This window comes from Neobacillus sp. GCM10023253 (genome assembly GCF_042653105.1).
In the GTDB taxonomy this organism is placed as follows: Bacteria; Bacillota; Bacilli; order Bacillales; family Cytobacillaceae; genus Neobacillus; species Neobacillus citreus.
Window position 1 is genome coordinate 841,444 of the sequence record NZ_JBHSHV010000003.1, and the last position, 14,928, is coordinate 856,371.

The following is a 14,928-nucleotide window of genomic DNA, read 5'->3' on the forward strand; positions in this document are numbered from 1 at the left end:
ACATTCCAATATCTTCAAGAAAATTCTTTACATTTTTCTAATAAAATAGTTTACTAGTATGTATCTAAAAATTTGCGAGGACATCTATATGACCAGAATAAAACAGTATATTGGACAGTTTCATCCTATCGTTTGGGTCTTGTTATTAGGAACCGTTTTAACCAGGGGCTCCGCTTTTATGACTCTGCCATTTTTGTCTATCTATTTATCAAGGCATTTGGAGCTTTCTCCAATTGTAATCGGGATTACAGTTGGGATGAGCCCGTTAATGGGAACGGTGGGGGGATTTATCGGTGGGCATCTGTCGGACCGTTTTGGCCGTAAGCCAATCATGCTGACTGCTTTATTTACGCTGACACTTGTTTACTTCGGCTTTACTATTGCAAATGCGCAAATCTGGTTCATTATTCTTAACGCCCTTAATGGACTTTGTACATCCTTTTTCGAACCAACCTCTCAAGCTCTTATGGCAGATTTAACTGACAAGACGAAACGCATGAAGGTTTATTCGTTACGGTACACAGCCATCAATATCGGGGCATCTGTTGGTCCGCTTCTTGGGGCCTATTTTGCGAATACATCTGCAAAAGTTTCCTTTGCCATTACAGGCAGTACCTATCTATTGTATGCCATAGTCTTGTTATGGCTAATGAATAAACTAGTTATCTCAAATGAAGCTGCTGCGAAGAAAGTAGTTTCTGCGGCAGATGCATTTAAAATCATAAAGACGGATAAGGCATTAAGATATTTATTAGTTGGGATTATCTTGATAAACATGGGATATTCCCAAATAGACTCGAACCTGCCGCAGTACCTGGAAAAGTCGGTGGAGAATGGCGTGCTGATTTTCTCTGTGCTTCTTACCATCAATGCTGTCATGGTGGTGTTTTTGCAAATGCCAATCAGCCATATCGCGGAGAAGCTGAGCTTGATGCAGGGAATGGTTTTCGGTGCTATCTTTATGACAGCCGGATTAATCGGATTTAGCTTCATTAATGGTTGGGTAACAGCAATTATTGCCATGGTGCTTTTAACGGTTGGTGAAATATTGATTTTCCCGGCCAACAGCATGATGATGGACAAACTTGCCCCAGAACATTTACGCGGCACCTACTTCGGAGCCGGACAGTTTCGAAAGATTGGTCATTTCTTCGGTCCAATCCTCGGTGGATATCTACTAAGCCACCTTCAAGGACAGTTCATGTTTTTGATAATTTCGTTAGTAACCCTAGCCAGCATTATTTTCTTCACAGCAGGAAACAAAACGTTTATGGAGTCAAAGACTGTGAAAGCTGAATCATTTTAACAGATTTTGATTGCCGAAAAATCTCCCGTTAGGTAAAATTTGATAAATAATAGGAAAGAAAAAACTTTTTTTGAATAGGATTAATTAATCCTTTTAAAAAGGGGTCCTGTAAATGTTCTGGATGGTGATGGTAATTTTGTCGATTTTCGTGATTGAGGAAACGACTTATTATTTTTGGAATCGATATGTTTACGGACCAAATGTTCAGAGAATAGAAATATGGAAGAATCGGTTTCCCATTTTAGTAATGCTGATTAGACGGAAGCATAAAAATACTGAAACTACAGAACCAAATAATCATGAAAAAAGCTCGCTTTAAGGCGAGCTTTTTGTATTTTCTTTTCTTTTCTTAAAAAAATATACAACCGATTTAATGAAAAAATAGAGTATAAACAAGAAGATGATTATATTTTCCGCAGGTTCCATAACCCTAAAAGGATTTAGTTCTTTCGTGACAATTCCAGAAAATTTAGTGCCCATTATCATATCTATTGAAATAATTAACATTGCTAGGGTTAGCGTTATAAGAACGGATGCGAGTAATATTTTCAAATAGGTCACCTTCTAATAATATTATCATGATTCTTTTATTATTATCAGTTAGTTATGCTTAACCAATTAATACTATGTAAATATAGGATAACCCATTTATTTTTGGGCAATCTACCTAATATATCCATTTTGTTCTGAAAGGGTGGGGGAAATTGTGTCGATTTGGTCTACCATGTTGAAAAATAAACAAAAAAGACGAAAGAATGATAATGTAAGACAGCACAATGATCCGCAAAAACCTGAAGAACAACCTATCCATAGGAATTTTGAAGACAATGTTTCACGAATTAAAGGAGAATTAGGTAACAGCACGGACTTGTTGTTCCGTGAGTATCAAATTGGTGGTCTTAAAGGAACCATTGTATATGTGGATGGACTGGCAAATGGTCAACTAATCAATGATTTTTTTAATGAGACCCTTTTAAATTCAAGTTTCAATGGTACTCAAGATCCGTTTCAGTTTTTAATTGAGAAAGCAGCGGGTTTAGGAAATTTTCAGTTTGCCACTGACTGGAATCAAGTTTTTGATTCGTTTCTTTCGGGAAATACACTCTTTTTTTTAGACGGCTATAATCAAGCAATCAATGTGGAAACAAAGGGCTGGGATAAACGTTCCATTTCCGAACCAAGTACTCAATTATCTATCGGTGGTCCAAAGGATTCCTTTACGGAAACAATTCGAACTAATACCGCATTAATACGTCGGCGGATAAAAAGCCCAAATTTATGGCTGGAATCGATGAAGCTGGGTACCGTTGCACAAACCGATATTGCCATTATGTATATCAAGGGAATCGCTAATGAAAAAATTATTGGGGAAGTGAAAGAACGGCTTAATCAAATTAACATTGATGCTGTGATGGCGGAAGGTTATATTGAGCAATTATTTGAGGACCAAACTTGGACACCCTTTCCGACGACCCATCATTCCGAAAGACCGGATGTGATATCGTCTCATTTATTGGAGGGGAGAATTGCCATTTTAGTGGATGGAACACCCTTTGTTATTACAGTGCCGGCTATTTTTGCTCAATTTTTTCAAGCGCCTGACGATTATTATGCCCGCTTTGATATTTCGACAAGTCTTCGCATACTACGAATTTTAGCCTTTTTAATTGCTCTGATGGGTCCGGCTTTATATATTGCAGCGACAACCTTTCATCAGGAAATGATTCCTACCACATTGGCCATTGCCATTGCTGCTCAAAGAGAGAATGTCCCTTTCCCTGCATTTGTAGAGGCTTTAATCATGGAAGTGACGTTTGAAATATTACGGGAAGCAGGCTTAAGGCTGCCGAGGGCGGTGGGTCAGGCGGTTTCCATTGTAGGAGCATTAGTTATTGGGCAGGCAGCTGTTCAGGCGGGAATTGTCTCCCCTATAATGGTTATTGTTGTGTCAATTACAGCTATTGCCAATTTTTCGACACCAACCTTTATGATGGCCATTGCTGCACGATTAATTCGCTTTGCAATGATGGCATTGGCTACTTTCCTTGGCTTATATGGAATTGTATTAGGGCTAATGTTTATGTCCATCCATTTATGTGCATTACGTTCTTTTGGGATTCCTTATATGATGCCGATTGCACCTTTCAATGTTCAAAATCAGCAGGATATATTTATCCGTTATCCTATTTGGGCTATGAAATACCGCCCTAAATTTATAAGTAAGGGAAATACGGTAAGAGCTGGAGATAATCAGAAACCAATGCCTCCTAAACAGGAGGATAGTCAAGATTCGAAAGGTGAATCATGATGAAAAAAACCATGGTGATTTTTTTACTCATCGGTTTGTTCCTTCCGATTCTCAGCGCCTGCTGGAATCAAAAGGAGCTGACAGATTTAGCATTTGTAATGGCTATCGGTGTTGATAAAGGAGAAAATCGGCGGTTTCAAGTTTCATTTCAAATTGTTAATCCGGGAAATGTAACTTCCGGGCAAGGAGGCGGAGGCGGGGGACAGGGCCTTCCCATTGCGGTCTATACAAGTTCAGGCGATACACTTACTGAAGCTGCCAGAAGAGCGACCCAAAAAGTTTCTCGGCGTCTTTATTATGCCCATACCAATTTAATTGCCGTAAGTGAGGAAGTGGCGAAAGATGGACTCCTTGATATTCTTGATGCCTTGGATCGTGATCCGGAATTTAGAACGACAACAGAGATAGTCGTAGCAAGAAAAACCAGTGCAGAAAAATTGGTCTCAGCACTGGCTAATCTTGATAAATTGCCTGTCAATAAGGTTACAAAAGAAATAGAATCTACCGAAATGCAGTTAGGTGAAAATATGAGCGTAGATATTGATGAGTTCATAAACGCCCTTATAAGTCATGGGAGAGAGCCGTTCGTAAATGGTTATAAAATTTCCGGCAACCAAAATATGTCTGGATCATCAGATGATCTAAAGAAGACAAAATCAGAGGCCGTTCTTGCTTCTTCAGGATTGGCGATTTTTAAGAATGGTAAGCTTTCAGGGTGGATCGACCGAGAAAAGGCCCGCGGCGTGGTATGGCTTATGAATAAAGTTAAAAGCACTTCTATTAATGTTGATTGGAATGGAAAAAAAAATGCTATCACGATGGCCCCGATCCGATCTAAAACAAAAGTTAGCGTAAATATTAAACAGGGGAAGCCTGTTGTAAATGTAGCGATCGAATTTGAAGGGTGGATAAGTGAAGCAAATACGACGGTGGATTTAACAGACCCGAAGGAAATCGAAAAAATTGATAAGTCCGTAGCAAAAGAAATAGAAAAACAAATTAAGTCGACTATAACCGAAGTTCAAAAGAAGAAAAGTGATATTTTTGGATTCGGTGAAAGAATTCACCGGGAAAATCCAAAGCTTTGGAAAGAATTAAAAGGGAATTGGAACGAACGATTTGCGGACCTTGAAGTAAATGTTAAGGTAGATTCCTATACACGTCGTGAAGGAATCCGGACGAAGCCATTTTGGTTTGATATCAATCAATAAACCCTTAGTGAGGGGATAGGGATGGAAAACGCAAAAATAAAAGCATCGCAGATGTTTGTCCTCGTGGTCCTATTTGAAATGGGAAGCTCATTACTTGTTGGGCTTGGAGCAAGTGCAAGGCAAGATGCTTGGATTAGCATTTTATTAGGGCTGGCGGGAGGAATTTTAATCTTTTTTGTTTATTACCGGCTTTTTATATATTACCCGGAACTTCCATTGACAGGCTATCTGCAAAAAATAATGGGAAAATGGATTGGCAGAATACTTGCCTTGTTGTACATTGTCTATTTTATTTATATTGCGACAAGAGTATTACGGGACTTCGGAGAGCTGTTAACAACGACTATTTACACAGCTACTCCTCTAGTTGTCATCAACTCTTTAATGATTTTGACCATCATTTATGGGATTCATAAAGGTTTTGAGGTAATTGCCAGAATTGGTGAGTTGTACTTCGCCCTAATTTACATCATGGCAATTATCGGAATGATCCTTGTTACAGGTTCTGGACTTATCCACTTTGAAAATCTTAGACCAATGCTGGAGAATGGATTTAAACCTGTACTTCGCACATTTATTAAAGAAACCCTCGTTTTCCCATTTGGGGAGATGATTGTTTTTACCATGCTTCTGCCTTATTTAAACAATCCAAAAAAGGTCAAAATCGCCTGTATTGGGGGAATGAGTTTAGCAGGTATCAATATCGCTATTACCGCATTAGTTAACGTAGCAGTATTGGGACCAGATCTTTTTGTACGATCCAATTTCCCGTTATTAACCACAATTGGGAAAATTCAATTAGCAAATTTTATTGAACGGCTGGATGTGTTTTTTATGCTTTATTTGGTGATTGGCGGCTTTTTTAAAATAACCATCTATTATTATGCGGCAGTGATTGGAGCTGCCGATTTATTCAAGTTTAAAAGCCATCAAAAGCTGAATTTTCCAATCGGTTTTTTAATATTACTGTCATCAGTAATGATTGCCTCAAATTTTGCAGAACATATCGAGGAAGGGATAAACGTTGTTACCATCTACTTACATTGGCCCTTCCAAATTATTATTCCATTATTTTTACTAGTCATCGCTTTTTTTAGAAATAGAAAGAAGCAACCGAAACAGCAATCGACCCAACAGCCTAATCAACAATCCAGTCAGTAATAATTTCTTTTAGCATAGAATGCAAAAAACAGCCTTCCTTAACGCAGTGAAGGCTGTTTTTTGTTATCTTGATGGGGTGGGACACTGCTTGCCTGTAGGATAGGGAGGACAATATGAACAGATGTACCTTGATTTTCCCTGCTCTCAAAATGAATGGTGCCATGATGTGATTCAACAATTTTAAAGCTAACAGTTAATCCTAAACCAGTTCCTTTTTCTTTGGATGAATAAAAAGGTTCGCCAATTTTGGCAAGCCTTTCCTCAGAAATACCACAGCCATTGTCTTCGATAACAATTGAAATCGTTTCAGGCTCCATCTTTTTAAAAGAAATGGTAACCATGCCGCCATTCCCAGATGCTTCAATCGCATTTTTTATGATATTTATGAACAACTGTTTCAATTGGTTTGGCTCACATTCAATCGTCATTTCGACGTTTGGAAAACGAGATTCAATCTGGACATTATGGTAACTGGCTTCAGAACTTAGTAATGAAATGACATCTTTTAAGAGTTTTTTAACATCCGCCTTTGTGAATTTTACGGCTTGAGGCTTCGCCAGTAATAGAAGTTCACCTACAATGTGATTAATTCGGTCTAGCTCATCAAGCATGATTTGATAATAAAACTGGTGTCTTTCATCCTCGACTTTAAGGAGCTGTACGAAGCCTTTAAGGGAGGTAAGCGGATTACGTATTTCATGGGCAACGCTCGCCGACAGTTCTCCTACAACTGACAGCTTTTCGGTCCTTCTCAGGCGCTCTTCCCGTTCTTCAAGTTTATTTACCATGTCCCTTTTTTCTGTTATATCGCGACCTATAACAACCAGTCCTTGTCTAGAACCATCAGGATTAAATAGAGGGACCTTTATCGTGTCAAAAAATTTTGTTGACCCATTTGGAAGGGGGAGGGCCTCTTCAACACGGGTAATTTTTTTATTTTTCCAAGTTTCTTCATCTGAAATCTCACAATTTCTAAGAGCATCGGCATAAAAGTCTGTATGCTCGGCTAACTCGGAATCTTTTTTACCTCGGTAATCAACATTTTCAAGCTGGAATAATTGTAACCCGAAATCATTGGCCTCAATCCATCGGCCTTGCCCATCTTTAAAATTGACAAAATCCACCATCGAATTAATCAGGGTAGAAAGGCGCTGCTGGTCTTCCTTGGACTCATTCAATTCATTTGCTTTATTCATAAAGAAATAAATGAATGCCCCAGTGACCATTAAATAAAAAATTTCTTTGATTCTTGCTAATATTTCCATATAAGAAGCTGGCACAAAATGTTCAACTAAATAGTTGGAACCATAAATCCATATTAAACTAGTAAAAAAGTAGATGATAATCAGCTTTTTTTTCTGCATGAAAATCTCCAATTCCCTCTACTGGGTTATATATTTATCTTTTATCTATATTACTTGATAATGGATGATTTAGAAACATCATATTCATGGAAAAACAGGCAAAGTGCAATTATCTAGTAAATTCTTTTGCCGAGGATCATCAAGTCTCTTTCAATTCCGTCTAATTCGGCTACATTTGGAAGATGGGCCCATTTTTCAAAACCAAAGCTGTTAAAGAGTTTAACGCTTGGCTCATTATGGGCAAATATAAAGCCAAGTAAGGTCTTGATGCCGATATTTGGACAGAAGTCGATTGCTTTTTGGATCAGATATTTACCAAGTTTCTTGCCTCGATAATCAGGATGAATGTAAATGCTGATTTCAGCAGTGCCATTATAGGCAGGTCTCCCATAAAAGGATTGAAAGCTTACCCATGCGCAAATATTCCCATCATGTTCTACTACCCATAATGGCCGAAATTCAGGTGAATGATCGTGAAACCATTGCGTCCGGTTTTCAACATTGATAGGCTCTATATCAGCAGTCACCATTCTGCTTGGAATGGTTGTATTATATATGTGAACAATATCTTCTAAATCTTTTATTTCTGCATCTCTAATTATGAATTCTTCAAACATGACCTAACACCCCAATAACTTGAATAAATAACTAGATTTTATGGTAAACCTTCTATCAAGCAAAATCAATATCCTGTCGAGTATTAAAAAGAAAAACCTTTTCCCGGGAATGCAATCCTGGAAAAAGGTTTTCCCTGATTCGTTTCATTGGCAAATCCCTACCAACGGTGGGCTTTGGCATTACTCCTTAAGATGATGTTGTTTTGCGACATTTGCGTTTCGCCATTCACCTGAGATTTCTGACGCTTATGCCTTGTCGAATTTTTTACAAACATATCCGAGTGTGCATCCATACGCTCTCTGTAGCTCATCAAATCACCTCAAAATAGGATTTTGAAACGATGATATTCGAATGGAATATCATCTTTATCATTTGTAAAGATAATGAAAAATAGTCTATCTGAAAAAATTTTAAATATAAATTTAATTTTAAACTTGTTTTTTCTGAAATTTCGAAATAAAATAATCTTAAACATACCAACCGGTAGGTATGTGATAAACTAAACCGGCATAATATTAATAGCAGTAAAAAATACTAGAATCCTAGATTGGAGTGAAAGACATGCATTTACGTCTAACAGATGAACAAAAAATGGTTCAGCAAACGATTCGAAAATTTGTTGAAAAAGAACTAATGCCGCTTGAAAATGAAGTCCTAAGAAGAGAGCGGGAAGGTAAGCCAAGCCTACCGGAGGGCAAACTGCAGGAATTGCGGCTAAAAGCTAAGGAAGCCGGATTCTGGGGAATTAACACTCCAGAAGAATACGGCGGTGCTGATCTTGGACAAATGATGATGGCGCTTGTTTACATGGAGGTTTCCAAAACATTTGTACCATTCTCATTCGGCGGCTCTGCTGATAACATCCTCTACTATGGTAATGAAGAACAAAAGAAAAAATACCTAATTCCAACTATTAACGGTGAAAAGAAATCATGTTTCGCTATGACAGAGCCAGGTGCTGGATCTGATACAACAAATATTAAAATGACCGCTGTTAAAGATGGCAATGAATGGGTCCTAAATGGCGAAAAAACATTCATTACAGGCGGAAATGAAGCAGATTTCGTTATGGCCATTGCGATTACTGATAAAGAATTGCACCAAAAAACTAGAGGCCGTGAAGGTGTAACATGCTTCATCGTTGACCGCGATATGGGCTGGAAATCAGAATTTATACATACCATGGGAGAATGGGGTCCAGCCGGTTTGGTATTTGATAATGTCCGCGTTCCGGAAGAAAATATTCTTGGCGAACTGCATAAAGGTTACAATCTTGGACTTGAGTGGATTGGCTTTGCAAGATGGGTTGTTGGCGCTAGAGCTGTTGGTACAGCAGAACGCTTATTGCAAATGGCAATTGATTATGCAAAAGAACGCGAGACTTTCGGCAAACCGATTGCAGAAAGACAAGCAATTCAATGGATGATTGCCGATAGTGCTGTTGATATTGAAGCAGCAAGATGGCTTGTGTTAAACGCAGCATGGACACTTGACCAAGGCGAAGATAATCGTCATTATGCATCCATGGCAAAACTTTATGGTGCCAATATGGGCAACCGTGTAGTTGACAAAGTTATGCAGATTCATGGCGGTATGGGTTACACAAGAGAATTGCCAATTGAGCGCTGGTACCGTGAAGCCAGACTTTGGAGAATTTACGATGGAACTGATGAAATTCAGCGCCTGATTATTTCTCGTAACCTGCTTAAGGGCCATGTGAAACTTGGTATTTAATAAGCTTATTGTAAGCGTTGTCTAAAAAAATAAACATACAGATGTAAGGAGGAACAATAATGGCAGGAAGATTTGAAGGAAGAGTTGCGTTTATCACTGGCGGAAGCCGTGGAATCGGCAAAGGGATTGTCGAGTATTTTGCAGAAGAAGGAGCTAGTGTTGCTCTTATCGACTTAAATGAAGAGGCATTAAGCGAAACAGCTAGCGAACTGAAAGAAAAAGGATATCAAGTCTATGCAAAGGTAGCCAATGTCGTCGACCCTGAGCAGGTAGAGGCTGCAGTTAAAGAGGTTCATGATGCTTTTGGCCGCATTGATATTCTTGTAAACAATGCTGGGGTAATCCGCGATAATTTATTGTTCAAAATGACTGATGCCGACTGGCAAACTGTCATGGATGTGCACCTAAAAGGTTCCTTTAATGCTGCCCGTGCTGCTCAAAAATACATGGTTGAGCAAAAATATGGCCGGATCATCAATATCTCTTCAACTTCTGCATTAGGTAACCGCGGTCAGGCAAACTATTCAGCAGCAAAAGCCGGACTTCAGGGCTTTACGAAAACCCTTGCACTTGAACTAGGACGTTATGGAATCACAGCCAACTCGGTTGCTCCTGGATTTATCGAAACCGATATGACAAAAGCAACGGCTGAAAGAATTGGAATCTCCTTTGACCAGATGATTCAGGCTAGTGTAGCCAATATTCCTGTCGGCAGAAGCGGAAAACCTGCTGATATCGCAAATGCTGTTGCATTCTTTGCAGATGAGAAATCAGGGTTTGTTAACGGCCAGGTTATCTATGTTGCCGGCGGACCAAAATGTTAATTTAGGGGTGAGCTAAATTGTTCAAAGATCAAATTGGCAAGCGATCTAATAAAGTGAAAAATGCCGTAGAAAGAGGAGCCGTTAAGAAATTTGCTGAAGCCATTGGCGATTTGCATCCTATCTATTTTGATGAGGATGCCGGCAGACTCTCACGTTATCAAAAGAACATTGCCCCGCCAACCTTCCCAAGGGTATTTGATTATGGGGTGATAGAAGACCTGTACCTGCCTAATAAAGGCTTGATACATGGGGAGCAGTCTTTCCATTATGAGCGCCCATTATATGTAGGTGAGGAAATTTATTGTTATTCTCAGGTGAAAAATTACTTTGAGAAAAAAGGGAACTTTGGAGAAATGGGCTTCCTGGTAATGGAAAACTGTGGTGAGGATTCAGAAGGAAATGTCATTTTCACTTCTAGTTCCACTGTAGTCATATCTGAAGCTGTAAGGAAGGTGTTGGCGAGATGAGTTTACTAACTCAATTGCAAACCGGTGATTCCTTAAAGGAAATCCAGTTATCACCTGTTTCCAGGATTGACCTGATTAAATATGCAGGCGCTTCCGGAGATTTTAATCCGATCCATACAATTGACGAAGAAGCAACAAAAGCCAGTCTGCCGGGAATCATTGCCCATGGAATGTGGACGATGGGAAATCTGGCCAAGTTGTTTACGGAATATTATGAAGAGGGCTTTGTCAAGGATTACTCAATCCGTTTTAAAGGCATGGTTTTCTTAAATGACGTGATTACATTAAAGGCTTCTTTAAAGGATAAGGAAGATAATCAGCTTCGCTTCGATGTCCAGGCTGTGAACCAGCAAGGGAAGGATGTAATAAAAGGAGAAGTTGTATACCAGCTTTACTAACATAAGAGACAGAATTGCAGATTGAAGGAATAGACCCGGCACGAAAGATGGACTCCCCTCTGAATGCTGGGTTTATTGTTATCGGTTGTTGATTGGAGCTTAAATCACATCAAAGTTAAATTTAAAAAGGGATGATTATATGACGGTCAAATTAAAATTAAGTTATAAGCCGCCGGTATTTTCCTCAGTCGAAGAGGAACGCCAGCATTTAAAACAAAAACTGGCTGCTGCCTTCCGCTTATTTTCAAAATTTGGATTTGATGAAGGTGTCGCAGGACATATTACCGCACGCGACCCCGAACTGAAGGATCACTTCTGGGTAAACCCGTTCGGCATGCATTTCAGCCAAATCAGCGCTTCTGACTTAATTCTCTGCAATCATCAAGGTGAAGTTGTCGAAGGAAATTATCCGGTAAACCGGGCCGCATTCGCTATTCACTCGCAGGTCCATGCTGCAAGGCCGGACATTATCGCAGCTGCCCATGCCCATTCAGTCTATGGGAAGTCATGGTCTTCGCTAGGACGCCTTCTAGATCCAATCACACAGGATGCATGTGCATTTTATCAGGATCATTCCTTGTTTGATGATTTCACTGGAGTTGTTCATGAAATTGAAGAAGGCAGACGGATTGGCCAAGCGCTTGGTGATAAGAAAGCCTGTATCCTAAGAAACCATGGTCTTTTAACGGTCGGAAGGTCCGTTGATGAGGCAGCCTGGTGGTTTATTACGATGGAGCGCTCCTGTCAGGCACAGCTTCTTGCTGAGGCAGTTGGTAAACCGGTAATTATTGAAAATGAAAGTGCTAGCAATACCTATAATACTGTCGGTACTTCCAGTGCGGGATGGTTCCAGTTCCAGCCATTATGGAATCGGATTGTCAAGGAACAGCCGGATTTACTAGATTAATCATGTTCTCTGAAGGGAGCGATTCCTTTCAGAGCCATACATATGGAATAAGCAGGGGGAAGCAGCATGAAAATTGGCGTGGCCGGTACAGGTGCGGTCGGTGGTTATTTTGGCGGCCTTTTAAAAAGGGCGGGTAATGAGGTCATTTTTTTAGCGAGGGGAAACAATCTCGAAAGAATGAGGGAAAATGGGCTGACTATTGAAAGCGATTCCGAATCATTCACAGTGGAGGCAACGTTTACCGATTGTTATGAGGACTTTATGGATGTAGACCTGCTGTTGTTTTGTGTTAAGTCAACAAGCACAATGGAAATGGCTGAGAAGTTTACCCGTGTATTAAAGGAATCATGCATGATTATGACTCTCCAAAATGGGGTAGATAATGAAGAATTTCTCGCTTCGGTATTTGGCAGCGGCCGGATCTTATCTGCTGCTGCTTATATTCAGGCAGGTGTGACGGAATCAGGAACTGTAAAACAAATCGGTGTCCCGCCAAAGCTGGTATTTGGAGCTTTAGAGGAAGATTTACGGGAAAGACTCAGTGTCATTCAAGAGCTATTTAACATTGCTAATATTGAAGCCTATTCAACTCGTGACATTTTAAAAATCAAGTGGAAAAAATTGCTTTGGAATGTCACCTTTAACCCTTTGACAGCCTTAATAGAAGCAAAGGTTAGGGCTATTTATGAGGACAAGGGATTAAAAGAAACGGCGATAAAAATCTGTCAGGAAGCTATTGCTGTTGCAAGAGCAGCAGGGGTTGAGATCGAGGAAGACCAGTATGAAACAGTGATGATGCAAGGGCAGTTTGCCCAAGATCACCAAACCTCGATGCTGCAGGATAAGCTTAAAGGGAAACCGCTGGAACTGGAATCTATTGCCGGTTATATTGTGAAAAAAGGAAAAGAATTAGGGGTAGAAACCCAAGTCCTCAATACTATTTATCATCTTTTAAACTTTCAAACGAGGAACGTTTGAGTAATCAATGTGCTAAGAGAGGTGTTCGAATTGCAAATACAACACAAACGTCCTTGGCTCGGCCACTATCCTGAAACTGCGGTATCTTCCATTGAATTTCCGGAAATGAGCCTTTACACATTTTTGGATCACACAGCTGAAAAATACCCTGAGAATACGGCCATTATTTATGAAAATGAAAAGCTGACCTACCATGACTTGAAGGATAAGGTTGACCGGCTGGCAGCGGCTTGGAAAGAGCTTGGCGCAGCAAAAGGAGATCGTCTGGGGTTGATGGTCGGAAATCACCCTATATATGTTGTATCCTATTATGCTGCCCTGAAGCTTGGGATGATTGTCGTGCAAATCAATCCGCATTATACACCAAGGGAACTGCTTGAAATATTCAATGATTCTGAAACCGCTTATTTGGTAGCTGAGCCGGATGGTCTCGAGAAAATTGTGAAAATTTCTGAAATTTATTCATTTAAGAAGATATTTTCTGCAGGTGATTCGCAAACCAATGACATTCCAACTATTTCGGAATTGATTGAAAGTGCCGTTCCTCTAAAGGAAACATGTTCAATTTCAGCAAAGAAGGATATTGCAGTAATTCAATATACCGGAGGAACAACCGGTAAAAAGAAAGGTGCCATGCTGACGCATTTTAACTTGAGTGCGAATGTGTTGCAGAGCAAGGTTCTTTATGGAAGTAAAATGGTTTACGGACAGGAAATCATTTTGACCGCAACCCCGCTTTACCATGTTTACGGAATGACGAGCGGCATGAATCTGCCGATTTATCTCGGGGCAGCCATTCTATTAGTAAACCGTTTTGAGCTTGAGAAGGTTCTAAGACTCATTCAAACTTACAGGCCTACGTTCTTCCCGGGTGTTCCAAAAATGTATAATGCTTTTGCCAATTACCCGGAAATTGATCAATATGATTTAACCTGCTTTAAGGTCTGTACAAGCGGGTCGGCTCCATTGCCGATTGAAATTATGAAAAAATTAAAGGACCTGACGGGAGTGCCGATTGGGGAAGGTTATGGACTATCGGAAACTTCTCCTACTACCCATCGCAATCCTCCTGATGGCGTTAGCAAAATAGGCAGCATCGGGATTCCATTGCCAGCTACAGACTGCCGGATTGTTGACGAAAATGGTGTGGATGTACCGGAAAAGACAGTCGGCGAGATCTTAATTAAGGGGCCGCAGGTCATGCTTGGATACTGGAATAAACCAGAAGAAACCGCCCAAGCACTAAAGGATGGCTGGCTCTATACCGGTGACTTAGCAACGATGGATGATGAGGGCTACTTTTATATTGTCGGACGAAAAAAAGAAATGGTGATTGTCGGTGGCTTTAATGTTTATCCCCAGGAGGTTGAAGGAGTTTTATATGAACATCCTGCTGTATTAGAAGCAGCTGTTGTCGGGATTCCGGATAAGGAAGCCGGCGAAATCGTCAAGGCCTATATTGTTCCGAAAGCCGGCAAAGATATCGATATTCAAGAATTAAAGGAACATTGCTACCAAAACCTGACCCGCTACAAAGTACCAAAACAATTTGAAATAAGAGAATCCCTGCCTCGAAACACAGTAGGAAAGCTCTTAAAAAGAATCCTTGTAGAAGAAGAAGCAAAAAAGGCTTAAAGCATAACGGAGGGATT

Annotated in this window: 15 protein-coding genes; 12 read left to right on the top strand and 3 right to left on the bottom strand. The window is 40.0% G+C overall.

The features are described 5' to 3' along the window. Positions 1-88 precede the first annotated feature (88 nt). The 5 genes from ACFPA1_RS04445 to ACFPA1_RS04465 all read left to right on the top strand — a co-directional run bounded on the left by ACFPA1_RS04445 (position 89) and on the right by ACFPA1_RS04465 (position 5,986). Positions 89-1,306, top strand: coding sequence for an MDR family MFS transporter (locus ACFPA1_RS04445; RefSeq protein ID WP_378581492.1), 1,218 nt, complete (start codon positions 89-91; stop codon positions 1,304-1,306). Between the two features lie 112 nt (positions 1,307-1,418). Beyond that, complete coding sequence (locus ACFPA1_RS04450; RefSeq protein ID WP_241113637.1) at positions 1,419-1,625, top strand: hypothetical protein; 207 nt, start codon at positions 1,419-1,421, stop codon at positions 1,623-1,625. A 405-nt stretch (positions 1,626-2,030) separates the two neighbouring features. Then, positions 2,031-3,614 carry a spore germination protein gene (locus tag ACFPA1_RS04455; RefSeq protein ID WP_213141269.1) on the top strand — a complete coding sequence of 528 codons (1,584 nt, stop codon included), beginning with the start codon at positions 2,031-2,033 and terminating at the stop codon, positions 3,612-3,614. Continuing rightward, positions 3,611-4,825: a Ger(x)C family spore germination protein gene (locus ACFPA1_RS04460; protein WP_213140415.1), complete on the top strand. Its 1,215-nt coding sequence runs from the start codon at positions 3,611-3,613 to the stop codon at positions 4,823-4,825. Before ACFPA1_RS04455 ends, ACFPA1_RS04460 begins: the two co-directional genes overlap by 4 nt. 21 nt (positions 4,826-4,846) lie before the next feature. After that, positions 4,847-5,986 carry a GerAB/ArcD/ProY family transporter gene (locus ACFPA1_RS04465; RefSeq protein WP_378581494.1) on the top strand — a complete coding sequence of 380 codons (1,140 nt, stop codon included), beginning with the start codon at positions 4,847-4,849 and terminating at the stop codon, positions 5,984-5,986. A gap of 38 nt (positions 5,987-6,024) precedes the next feature. On the opposite strand, the gene ACFPA1_RS04470 is transcribed toward ACFPA1_RS04465, so the two are convergent. From ACFPA1_RS04470 to ACFPA1_RS04480, 3 genes are all read right to left on the bottom strand, one after another. Further along, positions 6,025-7,350, bottom strand: coding sequence for an ATP-binding protein (locus tag ACFPA1_RS04470; RefSeq protein WP_378581496.1), 1,326 nt, complete (start codon positions 7,348-7,350; stop codon positions 6,025-6,027). Between the two features lie 113 nt (positions 7,351-7,463). Further along, the gene (locus ACFPA1_RS04475; RefSeq protein WP_378581498.1) at positions 7,464-7,967 is read right to left on the bottom strand and encodes a GNAT family N-acetyltransferase; all 504 of its coding nucleotides are present in this window, start codon (positions 7,965-7,967) and stop codon (positions 7,464-7,466) included. A gap of 158 nt (positions 7,968-8,125) precedes the next feature. Then, positions 8,126-8,278: a YpzG family protein gene (locus ACFPA1_RS04480; RefSeq protein WP_213140411.1), complete on the bottom strand. Its 153-nt coding sequence runs from the start codon at positions 8,276-8,278 to the stop codon at positions 8,126-8,128. A 251-nt stretch (positions 8,279-8,529) separates the two neighbouring features. On the opposite strand from ACFPA1_RS04480, the gene ACFPA1_RS04485 reads away from it, so the two are divergent. The 7 genes from ACFPA1_RS04485 to ACFPA1_RS04515 all read left to right on the top strand — a co-directional run bounded on the left by ACFPA1_RS04485 (position 8,530) and on the right by ACFPA1_RS04515 (position 14,911). After that, a complete protein-coding gene (locus ACFPA1_RS04485) occupies positions 8,530-9,702 on the top strand; it encodes an acyl-CoA dehydrogenase family protein (RefSeq protein ID WP_213140410.1) in 1,173 nt (390 codons plus the stop codon). A 59-nt stretch (positions 9,703-9,761) separates the two neighbouring features. Continuing rightward, complete coding sequence (locus ACFPA1_RS04490; protein WP_378581501.1) at positions 9,762-10,526, top strand: beta-ketoacyl-ACP reductase; 765 nt, start codon at positions 9,762-9,764, stop codon at positions 10,524-10,526. 17 nt (positions 10,527-10,543) lie between these two features. Next, the gene (locus ACFPA1_RS04495) at positions 10,544-10,993 is read left to right on the top strand and encodes a MaoC family dehydratase N-terminal domain-containing protein (RefSeq protein ID WP_378581503.1); all 450 of its coding nucleotides are present in this window, start codon (positions 10,544-10,546) and stop codon (positions 10,991-10,993) included. Next, positions 10,990-11,391 carry a MaoC/PaaZ C-terminal domain-containing protein gene (locus tag ACFPA1_RS04500; RefSeq protein WP_378581505.1) on the top strand — a complete coding sequence of 134 codons (402 nt, stop codon included), beginning with the start codon at positions 10,990-10,992 and terminating at the stop codon, positions 11,389-11,391. Before ACFPA1_RS04495 ends, ACFPA1_RS04500 begins: the two co-directional genes overlap by 4 nt. Positions 11,392-11,530: 139 nt before the next feature. Next, positions 11,531-12,298 carry a class II aldolase/adducin family protein gene (locus ACFPA1_RS04505; protein ID WP_213140406.1) on the top strand — a complete coding sequence of 256 codons (768 nt, stop codon included), beginning with the start codon at positions 11,531-11,533 and terminating at the stop codon, positions 12,296-12,298. A 66-nt stretch (positions 12,299-12,364) separates the two neighbouring features. Further along, complete coding sequence (locus ACFPA1_RS04510) at positions 12,365-13,276, top strand: ketopantoate reductase family protein (protein WP_378581507.1); 912 nt, start codon at positions 12,365-12,367, stop codon at positions 13,274-13,276. A gap of 30 nt (positions 13,277-13,306) precedes the next feature. Next, positions 13,307-14,911 (top strand): long-chain-fatty-acid--CoA ligase, encoded by a 1,605-nt coding sequence (locus tag ACFPA1_RS04515; RefSeq protein ID WP_378581509.1) that lies wholly within the window; start codon positions 13,307-13,309, stop codon positions 14,909-14,911. The last annotated feature ends 17 nt before the right edge of the window (positions 14,912-14,928 follow it).

Coding starts and splice junctions, on each gene's coding strand:
- ACFPA1_RS04490 (WP_378581501.1), top strand. CDS start 9,762: ATGGCAGGAAGATTTGAAGGAAGAGTTGCGTTTATCACTGGCGGAAGC.
- ACFPA1_RS04445 (WP_378581492.1), top strand. CDS start 89: ATGACCAGAATAAAACAGTATATTGGACAGTTTCATCCTATCGTTTGG.
- ACFPA1_RS04480 (WP_213140411.1), bottom strand. CDS start 8,278: ATGAGCTACAGAGAGCGTATGGATGCACACTCGGATATGTTTGTAAAA.
- ACFPA1_RS04485 (WP_213140410.1), top strand. CDS start 8,530: ATGCATTTACGTCTAACAGATGAACAAAAAATGGTTCAGCAAACGATT.
- ACFPA1_RS04505 (WP_213140406.1), top strand. CDS start 11,531: ATGACGGTCAAATTAAAATTAAGTTATAAGCCGCCGGTATTTTCCTCA.
- ACFPA1_RS04470 (WP_378581496.1), bottom strand. CDS start 7,350: ATGCAGAAAAAAAAGCTGATTATCATCTACTTTTTTACTAGTTTAATA.
- ACFPA1_RS04475 (WP_378581498.1), bottom strand. CDS start 7,967: ATGTTTGAAGAATTCATAATTAGAGATGCAGAAATAAAAGATTTAGAA.
- ACFPA1_RS04455 (WP_213141269.1), top strand. CDS start 2,031: ATGTTGAAAAATAAACAAAAAAGACGAAAGAATGATAATGTAAGACAG.
- ACFPA1_RS04465 (WP_378581494.1), top strand. CDS start 4,847: ATGGAAAACGCAAAAATAAAAGCATCGCAGATGTTTGTCCTCGTGGTC.
- ACFPA1_RS04450 (WP_241113637.1), top strand. CDS start 1,419: ATGTTCTGGATGGTGATGGTAATTTTGTCGATTTTCGTGATTGAGGAA.
- ACFPA1_RS04510 (WP_378581507.1), top strand. CDS start 12,365: ATGAAAATTGGCGTGGCCGGTACAGGTGCGGTCGGTGGTTATTTTGGC.
- ACFPA1_RS04500 (WP_378581505.1), top strand. CDS start 10,990: ATGAGTTTACTAACTCAATTGCAAACCGGTGATTCCTTAAAGGAAATC.
- ACFPA1_RS04460 (WP_213140415.1), top strand. CDS start 3,611: ATGATGAAAAAAACCATGGTGATTTTTTTACTCATCGGTTTGTTCCTT.